Source organism: Actinoplanes sp. TFC3 (genome assembly GCF_001553785.1).
Classification (GTDB): domain Bacteria; phylum Actinomycetota; class Actinomycetes; order Mycobacteriales; family Micromonosporaceae; genus Actinoplanes.
This window is the reverse complement of the sequence record NZ_LOJP01000001.1, coordinates 2,644,138-2,658,630: the sequence shown is the minus strand read 5'-3', so window position 1 is coordinate 2,658,630 and position 14,493 is coordinate 2,644,138. Positions and strand designations below refer to the sequence as shown.

Here is a 14,493-nt window from a genome sequence, read left to right as displayed (position 1 = left end):
CGGCCGGGCGTGACCAAGCATGGTCACGCCCGGCCGGGAGACGTCAGTGCAGCTTGACGGGCAGGGTCTCCAGCCCACGGATGACCGCGCCGGGCCGCCAGCGCAGCGTCGCCGGGTCGGCGTCCAGCTGCAGGCCGGGGAAGCGGTCCAGCAGGGCACCGAAGGCGATCTCGGCCTCCAGCCGGGCCAGCGGCGCGCCGATGCAGTAGTGGATGCCGTGCCCGAAGGCCAGGTTGCCGTTGGTCTGGCGGGTGATGTCGAAGCCCGCGGCACCCGGGAACTGCTGCTCGTCGCGGTTAGCCGAGGCCAGCGAGATGAGCACCAGCTCGTCCTCGGGGATGGTGACCCCGCCCAGCTCGACCGGCGCGGTGGTGAACCGGAACGACGCGGTGTTCACCGGACCCTCGTAGCGCAGGAATTCGTCGATCGCCTTGGGCAGCAGCGCCCGGTCGGCGCGCAGCGCGGCGGCCTGCTCGGGGTGCTGCAGCAACGCGAACATCCCGTTGCCGATCAGGTTGACGGTGGTCTCGTGCCCGGCCACCAGCAGCAGGAACGCCATCGACAGCAGCTCCTGCTGGGTGAGCCGGTCACCGTCGGCGCTGGCTTGCACCAGCGCGGTCAGCAGGTCGTCGCCCGGAGCCTGGCGCTTGCTCTCGATCAGTCCGTTCATGTATCCCAGCAGCGCCGGCGCCGCCTCCTGGACCCGCTCGGCGTCGGTCGACAGCTGCGCCGCCACCCAGTCCTGAAATTTTTCCCGGTCGGTGAACGGCACCCCCAGCAGCTCGCAGATCACCGTGATCGGCAGCGGCGACGCGAACGCCGCCAGCAGGTCCACAGTGTCCTGCTTGGCCATGGCGTCGAGCAGATCCGCGGTGATTTCGGTGATGCGCGGGCGCAGCCGTTCCACCGTGCGGGTGGTGAATGCCTTGTTCACCAGCTTCTTCAACCGGGTGTGATCCGGTGGGTCGGTGTTGAGCATGTGCGCCGACAACTCGGCGGTGAACATCAACGCGGCGGTCTCGGCCGAACTGTGCTTCCGCAGCACTCGCTCGCCCACCACGACGTTCTTGGAAAGCCGGACGTCACTGAGCGCCGCCTTGGCATCGTCGTAACGGGTGACCAGCCAGACCTTCAGCCCGTCACCCGATACCACCTCACGCACCGGCGACTCGATCCGCAACATGTCATACAACGCGTGCGGATCTTGCGAAAAGGCTGCGTCATCGACCTGGATCGGTGCGCTGCCATTTTCAACAGTCACTTTTTCTCCCCTCCTGGCGTACCCGCAAAGTTTAATCTCCGGGCGGTCGGCAAACCGTGCCATAAAAGAGAGAGAAAAGTTATAGACGTCAATTCTGGACAGCGCAACAGCGGCGCCTTATCGAGCGCCGGACACCTGCCGGATGCGCTCGTCGAGCGCGTCCAGATCAGCCAGGAACCACACGTGATCGGACTGGTTCGACTCGTGCACCAGGGCCCGCAGCGCCGAGCTGGCCTGAAGATGATCGGAGATGTCACCGATGATCGCCAGCCGCAGCTTGTAGTTGACGAACTTCTGCATGACCTCGCCGGCGAACCGGGTGCCCAGCTCGAAGAACTTGGGGTCCAGCCGCTGCGCCGGAACGGCGACGATCTCGGCGGACAGGAAGGTCGCCCCGATCAGATCCAGCGCGTCCTGCTCGGTGGCCACCGTGGGCCCGTCCGGGTCGCAGACCAGCACCTGCAGCCCGGCCCGCTCCTGCACGACATCAGCCATGCCGCACCCCGCAGGCAACCGCGCCAACCGTCATCGAGATCAACATTTGTAACTCTTTCGGGTAATAGTTGTAATGCTCCCTTGCGCCAATCATTGTACAAGTCGCCGAGGTGGACGGAACCGGCCCTCTGTGCGCCTGCGGTGCCGCAAACAATGGCAATTCTTCGACGATCTTGATAAGCGCCCGCCACGGTTGGCGTGACGGGCGCTGGGCACGGTGCTCAGCCGACGACGGCCAGCGCCGAGGCCGGGCGCCACCAGGCCTCGTTCTCGGCGTACCAGCGCACCGTGGCCGCCAGGCCCTCGGCGAACGGCACCTGACATGTGAAGCCCAGCTCGTCGCGCAGTTTGCTGCCGTCCAGGGCGTAGCGCAGGTCGTGGCCCTTGCGATCCTCGACGTAGCGGATCAGGGAGGCATCGGCGTGGCACAGCCGCAGCAGGTCCCCGGTGATCCGGCGGTTGGTCAGCTCGGTGCCGCCGCCCACGTTGTAGATCTCCCCGGCCCGGCCACCGGTCAGCACCAGGGCCACCGCCCGGCAGTGGTCGTCGACGTGGATCCACTCGCGCACGTTGCGCCCGTCGCCGTACAACGGCACCGGCTGGCCGTCGAGCAGCCGGGTGACGAAGTGCGGGATCAGCTTCTCGACATGCTGGTAGGGCCCGTAGTTGTTGCTGCACCGGGTGATCGACACCGGCAACCCATGGGTGCGCCAGTAGGCCCGCGCGATCAGATCGCTGGCCGCCTTCGACGCCGCGTACGGCGAATTGGGCAGCAACGGCCATGTCTCGGTCCAAGCACCCGTGGCGATCGAGCCGTAAACCTCGTCGGTCGACACGTGCACCACCCGGGACACCCCGGCGGCCACGCACGCGTCCAGCAGCAACTGTGTGCCCAGCACGTTGGTGGTGACGAATGCCGCCGGATCGGTCAGCGACCGGTCCACATGCGACTCCGCCGCGAAGTGCACCACCGCGTCGTGGCCGGGTACCACCCGGTTCAGCATCACCGGATCGGTGATGTCGCCGACCACCAGGTTCGCCGCCGCGGGCAGGCTCTGCGGGTTGCCGGCGTAGGTCAGCTTGTCCAGCACGGTGACCTCGGCACCGGCCAGCGCGGGATAACCGCCGGCCAGCACCGTGCGCACGAAATGCGAGCCGATGAACCCGGCGCCGCCGGTGACGAGCAGTCTCATGCTGCGATCTCCACTTCGGTGTCATCGCCCAGCACCAGGCGGCGGTGGGCGTCGGCCGGCACGGAACGCACCCGGGCCCCGCGGCCCAGCACCGAGCCGTGAATACCGCGAACCTGCGTCACCGCAACGGAATCGAGCACGATCGACTGCTCGACCCCGGCCCCGCGCAGCCGGCAGTCCCGCCCGACCGTGGTGTACGGCCCCAGCCGGCTGTCCGTGACCACCGACCCGGCCGCGATCATCACCGGGCCCACGATGCGCGACCGCGTCACCCGGGCCCCCCGCTCGATGATCACCTCACCGATCAGCTCGCTCGCGGCGTCCACGCTGCCCTCGATGCCGGTGGTGATCGTGCTCAGCAGCTCGCGGTTGCAGTCCAGCACGTCCTCGATGCGCCCGGTGTCCTTCCAGTACCCCTCGAACCGGCCGGCGTTCACCTGCCGGCCCTCGTCGACCAGCAACGCGATGGCGTCGGTGATCTCGAGTTCCCCGCGGGCGCTGGGTTCGATCCGGCGTACCGCGGAATGGATCTCCGGGGTGAAGAAGTAGACCCCGATGACCGCGAGATCGCTGCGCGGGTGCAGCGGCTTCTCCACCAGCGCGGTGACCCGGCCGTCGGCGTCGACCTCGGCCACCCCGTACTCGCGGGGATCGGTCACCTTAGTGACGGTCACCTGCGCGGCCGCCCGGGTGCGGTGGAATTCCTCGGCCAGCGAAGCAATCCCGCCGACCAGCATGTTGTCGCCCAGATACATCACGAAGTCGTCGTCGCCCAGAAACGGCCGGGCGATCTGCACGCAGTGGGCCAGCCCGCGCGGCCGGTCCTGCTGCAGGTAGGTCAGGCGCAACCCGAACGCCGAGCCGTCGCCGGCGCTGGCCCGGATCTCGTCGCCGCGGTCGCCCACGATGACGCCCACGTCGCGGACGCCGATGGCGGCCAGCGATTCCAGGCAGTGCGCCAGCACCGGCTTGTTGGCGATCGGGATGAGCTGCTTGGGCATCGAGTGACTGAGCGGGCGCAGCCGGGATCCGGTGCCGCCAGCCAGAACCAACGCTTTCATGGCAACCCTCTCGGGGTAGGGGGAGAGGTGATCGCGGCGCGACCAGGCCACCTTGGTACGGCCCCGGCTACGACGCGGAATCGAGCCCGGCTGGAACCCGCACCCCGGCGAACCGGGCTTGAGCGCACCTCGATGCGCCCTGCCTAACGTCTGCGCGACCAGTATTCGAGCCACCGGGGGTTTCCCATGACGCAAAGCGCGAAGGCACTCATCCTCGAGCAGGTGGCGAAGTACCACCAGGAGGTGGCGCCGCGCACCGAGTTCATCCCCGGCGTCACCCCGGTGTGGCCCTCCGGCGCTGTGCTCGACGAGTCCGACCGGGTCGCCCTCGTGGAGGCGGCCCTCGACATGCGCATCGCCGCCGGGGTGACCTCGCGGACCTTCGAACGCAAGCTCGCCCGCGCCGCCGGGTTGCGCAAGGCCCACATGACCAACTCCGGGTCCTCGGCCAACCTGCTCGCCTTGTCCTCGCTGACCTCACCGGTGCTCGGCGATCGCCGGCTGCGCCGCGGCGACGAGGTGATCACCGTGGCCGCGGGCTTTCCGACCACGGTCAACCCGATCATTCAGAACGGGCTGGTGCCGGTCTTCGTCGACGTGGAGCTGGGCACGTACAACACCACCGCCGAACGCGTCGCCGCCGCGATCGGGCCGCGCACCCGCGCCATCATGATCGCCCACGCGCTGGGCAACCCGTTCCCGGTGGCCGAGATCGCCGAGCTGGCCGACCAGCACGGGCTGTTCCTGATCGAGGACAACTGCGACGCCCTCGGCGCCACCTACCAGGGCAAGCCCACCGGCACGTTCGGCGACCTGACCACCGTCAGCTTCTACCCCGCGCACCACATCACCACCGGCGAGGGCGGCTGCGTGCTCACCGACAACCTGGTGCTGGCCCGCATCGTCGAGTCGATGCGCGACTGGGGCCGCGACTGCTGGTGCGAGCCCGGCGAGGACGACACCTGCCACAAGCGCTTCGGCTACCAGCTCGGTACCCTGCCGGCCGGCTACGACCACAAGTACACGTTCTCGCACGTCGGCTACAACCTGAAATCCGGTGACCTGCAGGCCGCGCTCGGGCTGAGCCAGCTCGAACGCCTCGAGGACTTCGGGGTGGCCCGTCGGCGCAACTGGCAGCGCCTGCACGAGCAGCTGCAAGGCGTTCCCGGGCTGCTGCTGCCGCGCGCCACCCCCGGCAGCGAGCCGAGCTGGTTCGGTTTCGTGCTCACCCTCACCGCCGACGCGCCGTTCAGCCGCCAGGAACTGGTGAACTTCCTGCACGCCCGGCACATCGGCACCCGCCTGCTGTTCGCCGGCAACCTGACCCGCCACCCGGCCTACCTGGACCAGCAGTTCCGGGTGGCCGGGGACCTGACCAACAGCGACATCATCGCCGAACGCACGCTGTGGCTCGGCGTCTACCCGGGGCTGACCGTGGAAATGATGGATTACGTGGCGGCCAGCGTGCGGGAGTTCGTGGCGGGGCGCTGAGGCCCGGCCGTTCGTTACGCCGGGTGCCGCCACAACTCTTGCACAGCATCGAGCAAGCTGCGGCGCGGGTGCCAGTCAAGGCCCGCGGCCGCAGCCTCGACCCGTACGAGCTGCCGGTCGGTGCCCCCCCGCTGGGTGGTTCCGGCCGCAACAGCATTGAGCCGTACGTCCACAGCGCTCACCGACACCAGCATCTGCACCAGCCGCCGCGGCGCAACCGGGCGCCCCGACGCCACGTTGAACAACCCCGCGCCCGGGGCCCGCAACGCCGCCAGCACCGCCGCCCCCACATCGCCGGCGTGCATGAAATCGCGCTCCCCGGCCGCCACCGGCACGGTGAACTCCCCGGGCGGGGCACTGCGCAACCGAGCCGCCAGCCCGCCCAGAAAACTCTGCACCGGCATGCGCGATCCGACAGCGGTCGCCACCCGCAGCACGGTGCCTCCGCGCTCCAGCACCGCCCGGCTGCCGGCAAGCTTCGACACAGCGTACGGCGTCACGGGTTCCTCGGTGGTGGACTCCTCGAGGATGGGCAGGTTGCCGTACTCGTAGATGGATCCGAGCTGTACCACCCGCCGGCCCCCGGCCACCGCAGCCAGCTTGGCCGGCAGTTCCGCGTTGACCGCCGTCAACGCCGCCGGATCCAAATCCCTGCTCCACAACAGTCCCGCGCAGTTGACCACCGCATCCGGGCGCCACGCGCGCAGCAGAGCCCGCAGCTCGGCCGGCGAACAGCCCGCCACATCAAGACTCACCTCGCCGCGGCGCGACACCGGCACCACCTGCCAGCCCGCCGCCCGCAACGCCGCGCACACCTGCGATCCCAGGAAACCGGATGCACCCACCACCAGAGCTCTCATCCGCGCAGGATCGCGGCTGCGGCTCGAAGACCGGGCGTGCGCACCGCGCCGCGACCGCCGTTCCAGCGCGTCTCTACCGCCGGTGCGCACCATTGCGGACAGCACCTGTGAAGGAGGCATTATGGCGCACCGCAGCCTGATCGTCGCCCGGCTCGACCCCCGCCATCAGGACCGGGTCGCCGAGCTGTTCGCCGAGTCCGACGCGGGTGACCTGCCGCATCTGGTGGGCGTGACCCGGCGGACCCTGTACAGCTTCCACGACCTGTACTTCCACCTCGTCGAGGCCGACAACGACGTCCCGGCCAAGGTCGACGAGGTCCGCCGGGGCGAGCTGTTCCAGCACATCGACCGTGGCCTCGCCGAGTTCATCAGCCCGTACCACCCGTCCTGGCGCGGGCCGCGCGACGCGATGGCCACCCCGTTCTACGAGTGGCGCCCGTGAGCGCCCCGACACCCCTGGGAACCGTCATGACCATCAGCCCCGTTCGTGCCCGCGACGTCACCCCGAACCGCCGGCGCGGCGGCGACCTGCGGGTGCTGCTCGGCCCGGCCACCGCCGGCGCGACCTCCGGCTTCCTGGGCACCGTGCGCCTGGAGCCGGCCGAGTTCGTCGCCGAGCACCTGCACCCGTACTCCGAGGAATTCCTGTACGTCGTCAGCGGCACCGTTGTCGTGCGCATCGAGGGTGAGCCGGTCGAGCTGGCCGCCGACGAGGGCGTGCTGGTGGCCATCGGGCTGCGCCACCGCGTCGAGAACATCGGCGACGGCCCGGCGCACCTGGTGTTCCACTGCTCGCCGCTGGCCCCGGACCCCAAGCTGGGCCACGTCGACACCGAGCCGCTGCCGCACCCGGGCCTGCCGCACGTGCCGGTCGGAGGCGAGCGGTGAGCACCGGGCGCCGGGTGGCCCTGACCGGCATCGGCGTCGTCGCGCCCGGCGGGATCGGCACCAAGGCCTTCTGGAAATTGATCACCGACGGCCGTACGGCGACCCGCGCGATCAGCCTGTTCGACGCCACCGGCTTCCGCTCGCGGATCGCCGCCGAATGCGACTTCGACCCCGTCGAGGCCGGGATCACCGGCGCCGACCGGCTCGACCGCGTCGCCCAGTTCGCCGTGGCCGCCGCCGCCGAGGCCCTGACCGACAGCGGCCTGGACACCGGCGCGCTCGACCCGGCCCGCATCGGCAGCGTCGTCGGCAGCGCCGTGGGCTGCACCACCCGCCTGGAGGACAACTACCGGCTGGTCAGCGACGACGGGCGGGACTGGATCGTGGATCCGGCCCGCGCGGTCCCGTTCCTCTACGACTATCTGGCCCCCAGCAGCCTGGCCCGCGAAATCGCCTGGCTGACCGGCGCGGAAGGCCCGGCCGCGGTCGTCTCCACCGGCTGCACTTCCGGGCTCGACGCGGTCGCGCACGCCGCCCGGCTGATCGCCGAGGGCAGCGCCGACGTCGTGGTCGGCGGGGCCGCCGAGGCCCCCATCTCCCCGATCAGCGTGGCCTGCTTCGACGCCATCAAGGCCACCTCGGCCAACAACGACGACCCGCAGCACGCGTCGCGGCCCTTCGACGACCGCCGCGACGGGTTCGTGCTCGGCGAGGGCTCGGCATTCTTCGTGCTGGAGGAGGCCACCGCCGCCGAGCGCCGCGGCGCGCACATCTACGCCGAGTTCGGTGGCTACGCCGGGCGCGGCAACGCGTTCCACATGACCGGGCTGCGCCCCGACGGACGCGAGATGTCCGAGGCCATCGACGTGGCCCTGCGCCGCGCCGGGCTGACCGGCGAGGACGTCGGCTACGTCAACGCGCACGGCTCCGGCACCCGGCAGAACGACCGCCACGAGACCGCCGCCGTCAAACGCAGCCTCGGCTCGCACGCCTACCGGGTCCCGATGAGCTCCATCAAATCCATGGTGGGCCACTCGCTGGGCGCCATCGGCGCGATCGAGCTCGCCGCCTGCGCCCTCGCCCTGGAGCACCAGGTGGTGCCGCCGACGGCCAACCTCGAGGTCGCCGACCCCGAGTGCGACCTCGACTACGTGCCCCGCACCGCCCGCGACCAGCACGTGGACGTCGTGCTGAGCGTCGGCAGCGGCTTCGGCGGCTTCCAGAGCGCCGTCCTGCTCACCCGCCCCGGAGTGACCCGATGACCGCCACCATCACCGGGCTCGGCATCGTGGCCCCCAACGGGGTGGGCACTGAGGCCTACTGGCCCGCCGTGCTCACCGGCCGCTCCGGGCTCAGCCGGCTGCCCGAGGGCCACGCCGTGCGCGTCGGCGGGGTGGTTCCCGGCGACGCGATCACCGGCGTACCGGGCCGCATCGCCGTGCAGACCGACCGGTGGACGCAGCTGGCGTTGCGCGGCAGCGCCCTCGCGCTCAGCGACGCCGGGCTCGACCCGGGCGAGCTGGGCCCGTTCGACCTCGGCGTGGTCACCGCCGCCTCCTCCGGCGGCAACGAGTTCGGCCAGCGCGAGATCCAGAAGCTGTGGGCCCAGGGACCCGACCACGTCGGGGCCTACCAGTCGATCGCCTGGTTCTACGCTGCCACCACCGGGCAGGTCTCCATCCGTCACCAGGCCAAGGGACCCTGCGGGGTGCTCGTCAGCGAACAGGCCGCCGGGCTCGACGCGCTGGGCCAGGCCCGCCGGGTGCTGCGCGACGACACCCCGGTGGTGATCTCCGGGGGCACCGAGGCGCCGCTGTCGCCGTACGCACTGTTGTGCCAGAGCGGCAACGGCTCGGTCAGCGCGGGCACCGACCCGGCCAGCGCCTACCTGCCCTTCGACCGGCGGGCGGCCGGGTACGTACCCGGCGAAGGCGGCGCGATGATCGTGCTGGAACGCGCCGGGCACGCCCGCCGGCGCGGCGCTCGCCGCTACGCCGACCTGGCCGGGTACGCCGCCAGCTTCGACCCGCCCCCGGACTCGGCGCGCCCACCGGCGTTGACCGCGGCCATCCGCGGTGCGCTGCGCGACGCCGGACTCGGGCCCGCCGACATCGACGTCGTGTTCGCCGACGGCGCCGGCACCCCCGCCGCGGACCGGGCCGAGGCGCAGGCCATCGCCGCCGTCTTCGGCGCCGGCGAGGTGCCGGTCACCGTGCCCAAGACGCTCACCGGGCGGCTCTACGCCGGCGGCGCGTCGCTGGACGTGGCCACCGCCGCGCTGGCCATCCACCACGACCTGATCCCGCCCACGGCCGGCGTCACCGACGTCGACCCCGGCTACCCCATCGACCTTGTCCGCGACCTGCCGCGCTTCGGCTCCGTGCAGTGCGCGCTCGTCATCGCCCGCGGCGCCGGTGGCTTCAACGCCGCCGTCGTCCTGACCGCCCCCGCCGGCTGAACCATTGCGCTCGAAGGGAACCACCATGTCCATCTGCACCCTCGGTGAGCTGACCGATCTCATCCGCGAGACCCTCGGCGGCGACGACTCCGTCGACCTGGACCGCGACATCCACGACGTGGCCCTGTTCGACCTCGGGGTCGACTCGCTGGCCAAGCTGGAGCTGGCCGCCGCGCTGCGGCACCGCTACGGCATCGCGTTCAGCGACGAGGTTCTCGACACCCTGGAAACCCCCGGCGACTTCCTCGCCACGATCAACCGCAACCTCGTGGCGGTGGCGTGATGAGCGGGCACACCGACAACAGCGTGGTCATCGACGCCTCGCTCACCCGGGTCTGGCACATGACCAACGACGTCACCTCCTGGCCGCGGCTGTTCGCCGAGTACGCCGACGCCGAGATCCTGCGCACGGACGGCGACACCGTGCTGTTCCGGCTCACCAAGCACCCCGACGAGAACGGCAAGATCTGGAGCTGGGTGTCCGAGCGCACCCCGGACCGCAGCACCTGGACGGTCAGCGCCCGCCGCGTCGAGCCCGGCCCGTTCGAATACATGACCATCAAGTGGAGTTACGAACAGGTCGACGGCGGCGTACGGATGCGCTGGGTGCAGGACTTCGCGATGAAGCCCACCGCCCCGGTCGACGACGCCACGATGACCCAGCGGATCAACGCCAACACGGTCAACGAGATGGCCCGGATCAAGCGGATCATCGAGAGCGCCCGCGCCGCCACCGGCCGGCTCGGGCGGCCCGTCCGGACCCCGGCATGAGCGTGCCGGCCCTGGCCGCGCTGCCCGCGCTGACCAACGGTGTGGCGGCGGGCATCATGCTCGCCACGGTGATCGGCGTCGTCCCGCTCATGGTGGCCTCGGGCTACCCGCAGTACGTGCGCATGGTGCAGTTCATGTGGCCGCGCTACGACCCGGCGATGCCCATCCTCAACGGGCTCAGCCTGGCGCTGGACGTGGTCCTGGCCAGCACCGGGCCGGCCGCCGCGCGGGGCTGGTACCTGGCCGCCGCGGCGCTGCTCGCCACGGTCATGGCCATCTCCATCACCCGCAACGTGCCGGTCAACAAGTTCGTCAGCCGGCTCGACCCGGACGACGAACCCGCCGACTGGGCCCGCATCGACCCGCGCCGGCGCTGGCAGCGCTGGAACCTCACCCGCACGCTCATCGCGCTCAGCGCGTTCACCGTCAACATCCTCGCGGCCGTCGCCGCCCTCGCCAGCTGACCCCGTACCAGCGAAAGGCAGTCACCCATGAGCATCTCCCTGGCCGGAAAGAAAGCGCTGGTCACCGGCGGCACCCGCGGCATCGGCCGCGGCATCGTGCTCGCCCTGGCCGCCGCCGGCGCCGACGTCGTCACCTGCTACCGCAGCGAGGGCGAGCACGTCGAATCGCTCGCCCGCGAGCTGAAGAAACTTCCCGGCGAGCACCACCTGATCCGCGCTGACGTCAGCGTCCCGGCCGACATCGACCGGCTGATCGAGGAGTGCCGGATCCGCCTCGGTGGCCTCGACATCGTGGTCAACAACGCCGGCGTGATCAGCCACGTCCCTTTCGACAAGCTTGAGGCCGGGGAGTGGGCCCGGGTGCTCGACACCAACCTCACCGCCGCGTACCTGGTCATCCAGAAGTCCTTGGGGCTGTTCGGCGACTCCGCGTCGGTGATCAACGTGGGTTCGCGGGTTGCCACCGTCGGCATCCCGCTGCGCGCGCACTACACCGCGGCCAAGGCCGGTCTTGCCGGGCTGACCCGCTCGCTGTGCAAGGAACTCGGCCCGCGCGGCATCCGGGTCAACGTCGTGGCCCCCGGCGTCATCGCCACCGAGGCCGAGCTCACCGCCGAGACCCTCGCCAAGTACCAGTCGATGACGGCGCTGCGCCGCCTCGGACGCACCGAGGAGATCGCCGGTGCCGTGCTCTTCCTCGCCAGCGACCTGTCGGCCTACATCACCGGGGAAACCATCAATGTGGACGGAGGGATCTGAATGACGTTCCGCGTGCTGCTGCGCATGGAGGTCCGGCCCGGAGCCGGCGAGAACTTCGAGAAGGCCTGGCACGAGGGCGCCGGCGTGATCACCGGTCAGCGCGCCAACCTGGGCCAGTGGCTGTGCCGGGGCGAGGACGAGCCCGGCGTCTACCACATCATCAGCGACTGGACCGACGAGAAATCCTTCCGGGAGTACGAACACAGTCCCGAACACCTCGCCCACCGCCAGACCCTGCACCCGTACCGGCTGCGCGGCACCATGGCCACGGCAACCGTGCTCGCGGACCTGCCCGGCGCGGCAGCGTCATGACCACCCGTGTCCGCGTGCTGCTGTACGCCACCGCCCCCGCCGACTCGCCCGACGCGGTCGCACAGGCCTACCACCAGATCAGCACCCAGCTGCAAGGAACCCCGGGTCTGCTGCGCAACGAGCTGCTCAGCGGCCTGGACCGCCCCGACACCTTCGTGGTGCTCTCGGAATGGGCCAGCGAGGAAGCGTTCCTGCAATGGGAGCGGGGACCCGAGCACCGGCAGGCCACCGCGCCCCTGCGGCCCTACCAGGACGCCGGCTGGCGGGCCGCGTTCGGGGTGTACCGGGTAGCCGGCGACTACACCGCCGTCGGCTGACCCGCGAACAAGCGTCGGCGCCGCAGATCCAGTCCGGATCTGCGGCGCTGGCGTGTCACAGCACCGAAAAGAGGGGCGAAGGTGAGGATCTCACCGTCGCCCCTCTTTCGATGCTGTGGTCTGCTCAGGCCGCGTACCACCGGGTCTGCACCGGGAACACCTCACGCAGGAACCCGGTGGCCAGCTCGCCGATCGTCCCCGCCGCCCGGACCAGTGCATCGCCGTGCGCCACCCCCGGCACCTCCGCGAACCGGGCACCAGCAATCTGCTCGGCAGCCGCGCGCACCGCATGCGGTGGGAACAGAATGTCGTGCTCAAAGGCCACCAGCAGGGCAGGCACGGTGATCGCCGGCCAGCCCGCCTGCTGGCGCGCTGACCCCGCCCAATCGGCCGCCGCGGCGCCCTGGTCGACCGGGCCGCGGCCCTCACCCGTGCGCAACCGCAGATGCGCCAGCATGGTGGCCGCCATCGGCTCATCGGCCAGCAGCGCCGGCGCCGGCACGGTCGTCATCAACTCCACCAGCGCCGCCGCGGCCGGACCGTACGGCCCCCGCGCCGACTCCTCCTGATGGGCGGCCAGCACCGCCTGCTGAAACGCCGTCGGCATCCCGGTGCTGGCCAGCAGCACTGCGGCCTGCACCCCCGGGCGGTTAGCGGCCAGCCGCTCGGCGATCATCCCGCCCAGCGACAGCCCGCCCACCGCCACCGAGCGCCAGCCCAGCCGGTCGAGCACCGCGCCCGCATCCCCGGCCAGCTGCGGCACGGTGTACGGCCCGGGCGGCGCCACCGTGTCCCCGCAGCCCCGGTTGTCCATCGTCAGCACCCGGTAGCCCGCTTCAACCAGCCGGGGCACCAGCGTCACATGCCAGAACCGGCGGCTCATCGCCCGCCCGCAGAACAGCGCGACCCGTGGACCGTCCGCGCGCCCGTGCAAGTCGTAGTGCACCTGCACCGCACCGAGATCGGCGACAGCCATCAGAGCCTCGCCAGCAGTTCCGGGCCAACCAGCGCCTCGGACGGCAACGACCCGGCCACCACCGCGAAGTAGCGGTCGGTCAGCTCCTGATCGCCCTCGATGGCCCGCAGCAACGCCAGCCGGTCGCTCTGCACCGTCAGCCGCGCGGTCAGCAACGTCGCCTGATACCCCGGATCCAGCATCGCGTCGCGCTCCTCGGCATAGACCTGCAGCGCCGCCGCCGTGCGCGACCGATCCGGCAACACGCCCCGCAGATGCTCGGCCAGCAAAGCTGCCTGTCCGAACGCGTCGGTGATGCCCCGCGCCGTGATGGAATCCTTGTGGTGCCCGGCATCGCCCACCAGCGCCCACCCCGGTCCACCGGCCTGGCGCAAGAAATTCAACTGATCCCCCCGGGCGCGCAGCCGTTCCGCCTGCGTCGCCGCGGCCATCCGTTCGGCCAGGCCGGGTGCGGTGCCGGCAACGTTCTCCCGGTACGACCGCAGCGCATCCTTACGCACCGCATCGAACTCGTGCTGCGGGAAGTACGCGGCAACCAGGGTCAGATCGTCATGCGTGCGCACGGTTCCGACCCACCGCCCCGGCGCCTCGTACAACTCGAAGTCCGCCGGCAGATCCTGCCAGTACGTGTAGTAGATACAGGTCAGCGACGGCTGCTCGGCGTACGAGCGGGCACCGGCGAGCCGGGCCACCGTGGAGCGCATCCCGTCCGCGCCGATCACCAGCGCAGCCTGTTCGGTGTGCTCGCGGCCGCCGCTGGTGTAGCGGACCCCGCCGACCCAGCCGTCATCGTCCAGCAGGCCGGTCACGGTGGCGCCCATCCGGACGGTCACCCCGGCTTGGGCTGCGGCCTCGGTGAGGATGGCGTCCAGGATCTGGCGACGGGGGCCGTACGCGGCGTTGTCCCCCGAGGGCACGGCCGCCTGCCCGGCGAGCCTTACCCCGGCCACCTCGTAGACCGTGCGGCGCATAGCCGGCGCCCCGGAGGCCACCACGGCGTCGAGCACCCCCCAGTCGCGCAGCCGCTGCACCCCCGGCTGATGCAGGTAATGGGTGGAAACCGTATCCCCGGGCACCGCCGCGCGTTCCAGCAACAACACCCGATAGCCCTGCCGGGCCAGCAACATGGCGGTCGGGGCGCCCGCACAACGGGCGCCGACCACAATCGCGTCGTACACGATGCCTCC

The 14,493-nt window shown here is 71.0% G+C and carries 18 protein-coding genes; 11 read left to right on the top strand and 7 right to left on the bottom strand.

Annotated elements, in window-relative coordinates; all coding sequences use genetic code 11:
• Positions 1-43 precede the first annotated feature (43 nt).
• The 4 genes from TFC3_RS11940 to TFC3_RS11925 all read right to left on the bottom strand — a co-directional run bounded on the left by TFC3_RS11940 (position 44) and on the right by TFC3_RS11925 (position 4,010).
• Complete coding sequence (locus TFC3_RS11940) at positions 44-1,261, bottom strand: cytochrome P450 (protein WP_067499181.1); 1,218 nt, start codon at positions 1,259-1,261, stop codon at positions 44-46.
• A 117-nt stretch (positions 1,262-1,378) separates the two neighbouring features.
• Positions 1,379-1,756: a DUF4180 domain-containing protein gene (locus tag TFC3_RS11935; protein ID WP_067499180.1), complete on the bottom strand. Its 378-nt coding sequence runs from the start codon at positions 1,754-1,756 to the stop codon at positions 1,379-1,381.
• Between the two features lie 221 nt (positions 1,757-1,977).
• Positions 1,978-2,949: a dTDP-glucose 4,6-dehydratase gene (gene rfbB, locus TFC3_RS11930; RefSeq protein ID WP_067499179.1), complete on the bottom strand. Its 972-nt coding sequence runs from the start codon at positions 2,947-2,949 to the stop codon at positions 1,978-1,980.
• Positions 2,946-4,010: a glucose-1-phosphate thymidylyltransferase gene (locus tag TFC3_RS11925; protein WP_067499178.1), complete on the bottom strand. Its 1,065-nt coding sequence runs from the start codon at positions 4,008-4,010 to the stop codon at positions 2,946-2,948. The genes rfbB and TFC3_RS11925 overlap by 4 nt, the downstream gene beginning before the upstream one ends.
• A gap of 186 nt (positions 4,011-4,196) precedes the next feature.
• Between TFC3_RS11925 and rfbH the strand changes: the two genes are divergently transcribed.
• Positions 4,197-5,501 carry a lipopolysaccharide biosynthesis protein RfbH gene (rfbH, locus tag TFC3_RS11920; protein ID WP_067499177.1) on the top strand — a complete coding sequence of 435 codons (1,305 nt, stop codon included), beginning with the start codon at positions 4,197-4,199 and terminating at the stop codon, positions 5,499-5,501.
• 14 nt (positions 5,502-5,515) lie between these two features.
• Here the strand turns inward: rfbH and TFC3_RS11915 are convergent, their stop codons facing one another.
• Positions 5,516-6,361, bottom strand: a complete 846-nt coding sequence (locus tag TFC3_RS11915; RefSeq protein WP_067499176.1) for an NAD(P)-dependent oxidoreductase — start codon at positions 6,359-6,361, stop codon at positions 5,516-5,518.
• Between the two features lie 121 nt (positions 6,362-6,482).
• Between TFC3_RS11915 and TFC3_RS11910 the strand changes: the two genes are divergently transcribed.
• The 10 genes from TFC3_RS11910 to TFC3_RS11865 are packed head-to-tail and all read left to right on the top strand — an operon-like array spanning position 6,483 to position 12,330.
• The gene (locus tag TFC3_RS11910; protein WP_067499175.1) at positions 6,483-6,803 is read left to right on the top strand and encodes a TcmI family type II polyketide cyclase; all 321 of its coding nucleotides are present in this window, start codon (positions 6,483-6,485) and stop codon (positions 6,801-6,803) included.
• A gap of 26 nt (positions 6,804-6,829) precedes the next feature.
• Positions 6,830-7,249: a cupin domain-containing protein gene (locus TFC3_RS11905; RefSeq protein WP_067499174.1), complete on the top strand. Its 420-nt coding sequence runs from the start codon at positions 6,830-6,832 to the stop codon at positions 7,247-7,249.
• Positions 7,246-8,511: a beta-ketoacyl synthase gene (locus TFC3_RS11900; RefSeq protein WP_067499173.1), complete on the top strand. Its 1,266-nt coding sequence runs from the start codon at positions 7,246-7,248 to the stop codon at positions 8,509-8,511. The genes TFC3_RS11905 and TFC3_RS11900 overlap by 4 nt, the downstream gene beginning before the upstream one ends.
• Positions 8,508-9,707: a ketosynthase chain-length factor gene (locus TFC3_RS11895; protein WP_067499172.1), complete on the top strand. Its 1,200-nt coding sequence runs from the start codon at positions 8,508-8,510 to the stop codon at positions 9,705-9,707. The genes TFC3_RS11900 and TFC3_RS11895 overlap by 4 nt, the downstream gene beginning before the upstream one ends.
• Positions 9,708-9,732: 25 nt before the next feature.
• Positions 9,733-9,990, top strand: a complete 258-nt coding sequence (locus tag TFC3_RS11890; RefSeq protein WP_067499171.1) for an acyl carrier protein — start codon at positions 9,733-9,735, stop codon at positions 9,988-9,990.
• The gene (locus TFC3_RS11885; RefSeq protein WP_067499170.1) at positions 9,990-10,478 is read left to right on the top strand and encodes an SRPBCC family protein; all 489 of its coding nucleotides are present in this window, start codon (positions 9,990-9,992) and stop codon (positions 10,476-10,478) included. The genes TFC3_RS11890 and TFC3_RS11885 overlap by 1 nt, the downstream gene beginning before the upstream one ends.
• Positions 10,475-10,942, top strand: a complete 468-nt coding sequence (locus TFC3_RS11880) for a DUF1772 domain-containing protein (RefSeq protein WP_067499169.1) — start codon at positions 10,475-10,477, stop codon at positions 10,940-10,942. Before TFC3_RS11885 ends, TFC3_RS11880 begins: the two co-directional genes overlap by 4 nt.
• Before the next feature lie 27 nt (positions 10,943-10,969).
• Entirely contained in the window at positions 10,970-11,701 is a 732-nt protein-coding gene (locus TFC3_RS11875) for an SDR family NAD(P)-dependent oxidoreductase (protein ID WP_067499168.1), read from the top strand.
• Positions 11,702-12,013, top strand: coding sequence for an antibiotic biosynthesis monooxygenase (locus TFC3_RS11870; protein ID WP_067499167.1), 312 nt, complete (start codon positions 11,702-11,704; stop codon positions 12,011-12,013).
• Positions 12,010-12,330: an antibiotic biosynthesis monooxygenase gene (locus TFC3_RS11865; protein ID WP_067499166.1), complete on the top strand. Its 321-nt coding sequence runs from the start codon at positions 12,010-12,012 to the stop codon at positions 12,328-12,330. Before TFC3_RS11870 ends, TFC3_RS11865 begins: the two co-directional genes overlap by 4 nt.
• Positions 12,331-12,454: 124 nt before the next feature.
• Here the strand turns inward: TFC3_RS11865 and TFC3_RS11860 are convergent, their stop codons facing one another.
• Positions 12,455-13,306 carry an alpha/beta fold hydrolase gene (locus tag TFC3_RS11860; protein WP_067499165.1) on the bottom strand — a complete coding sequence of 284 codons (852 nt, stop codon included), beginning with the start codon at positions 13,304-13,306 and terminating at the stop codon, positions 12,455-12,457.
• Entirely contained in the window at positions 13,306-14,484 is a 1,179-nt protein-coding gene (locus TFC3_RS11855) for an NAD(P)/FAD-dependent oxidoreductase (protein ID WP_067499163.1), read from the bottom strand. The genes TFC3_RS11860 and TFC3_RS11855 overlap by 1 nt, the downstream gene beginning before the upstream one ends.
• Between the last annotated feature and the right edge of the window lie 9 nt (positions 14,485-14,493).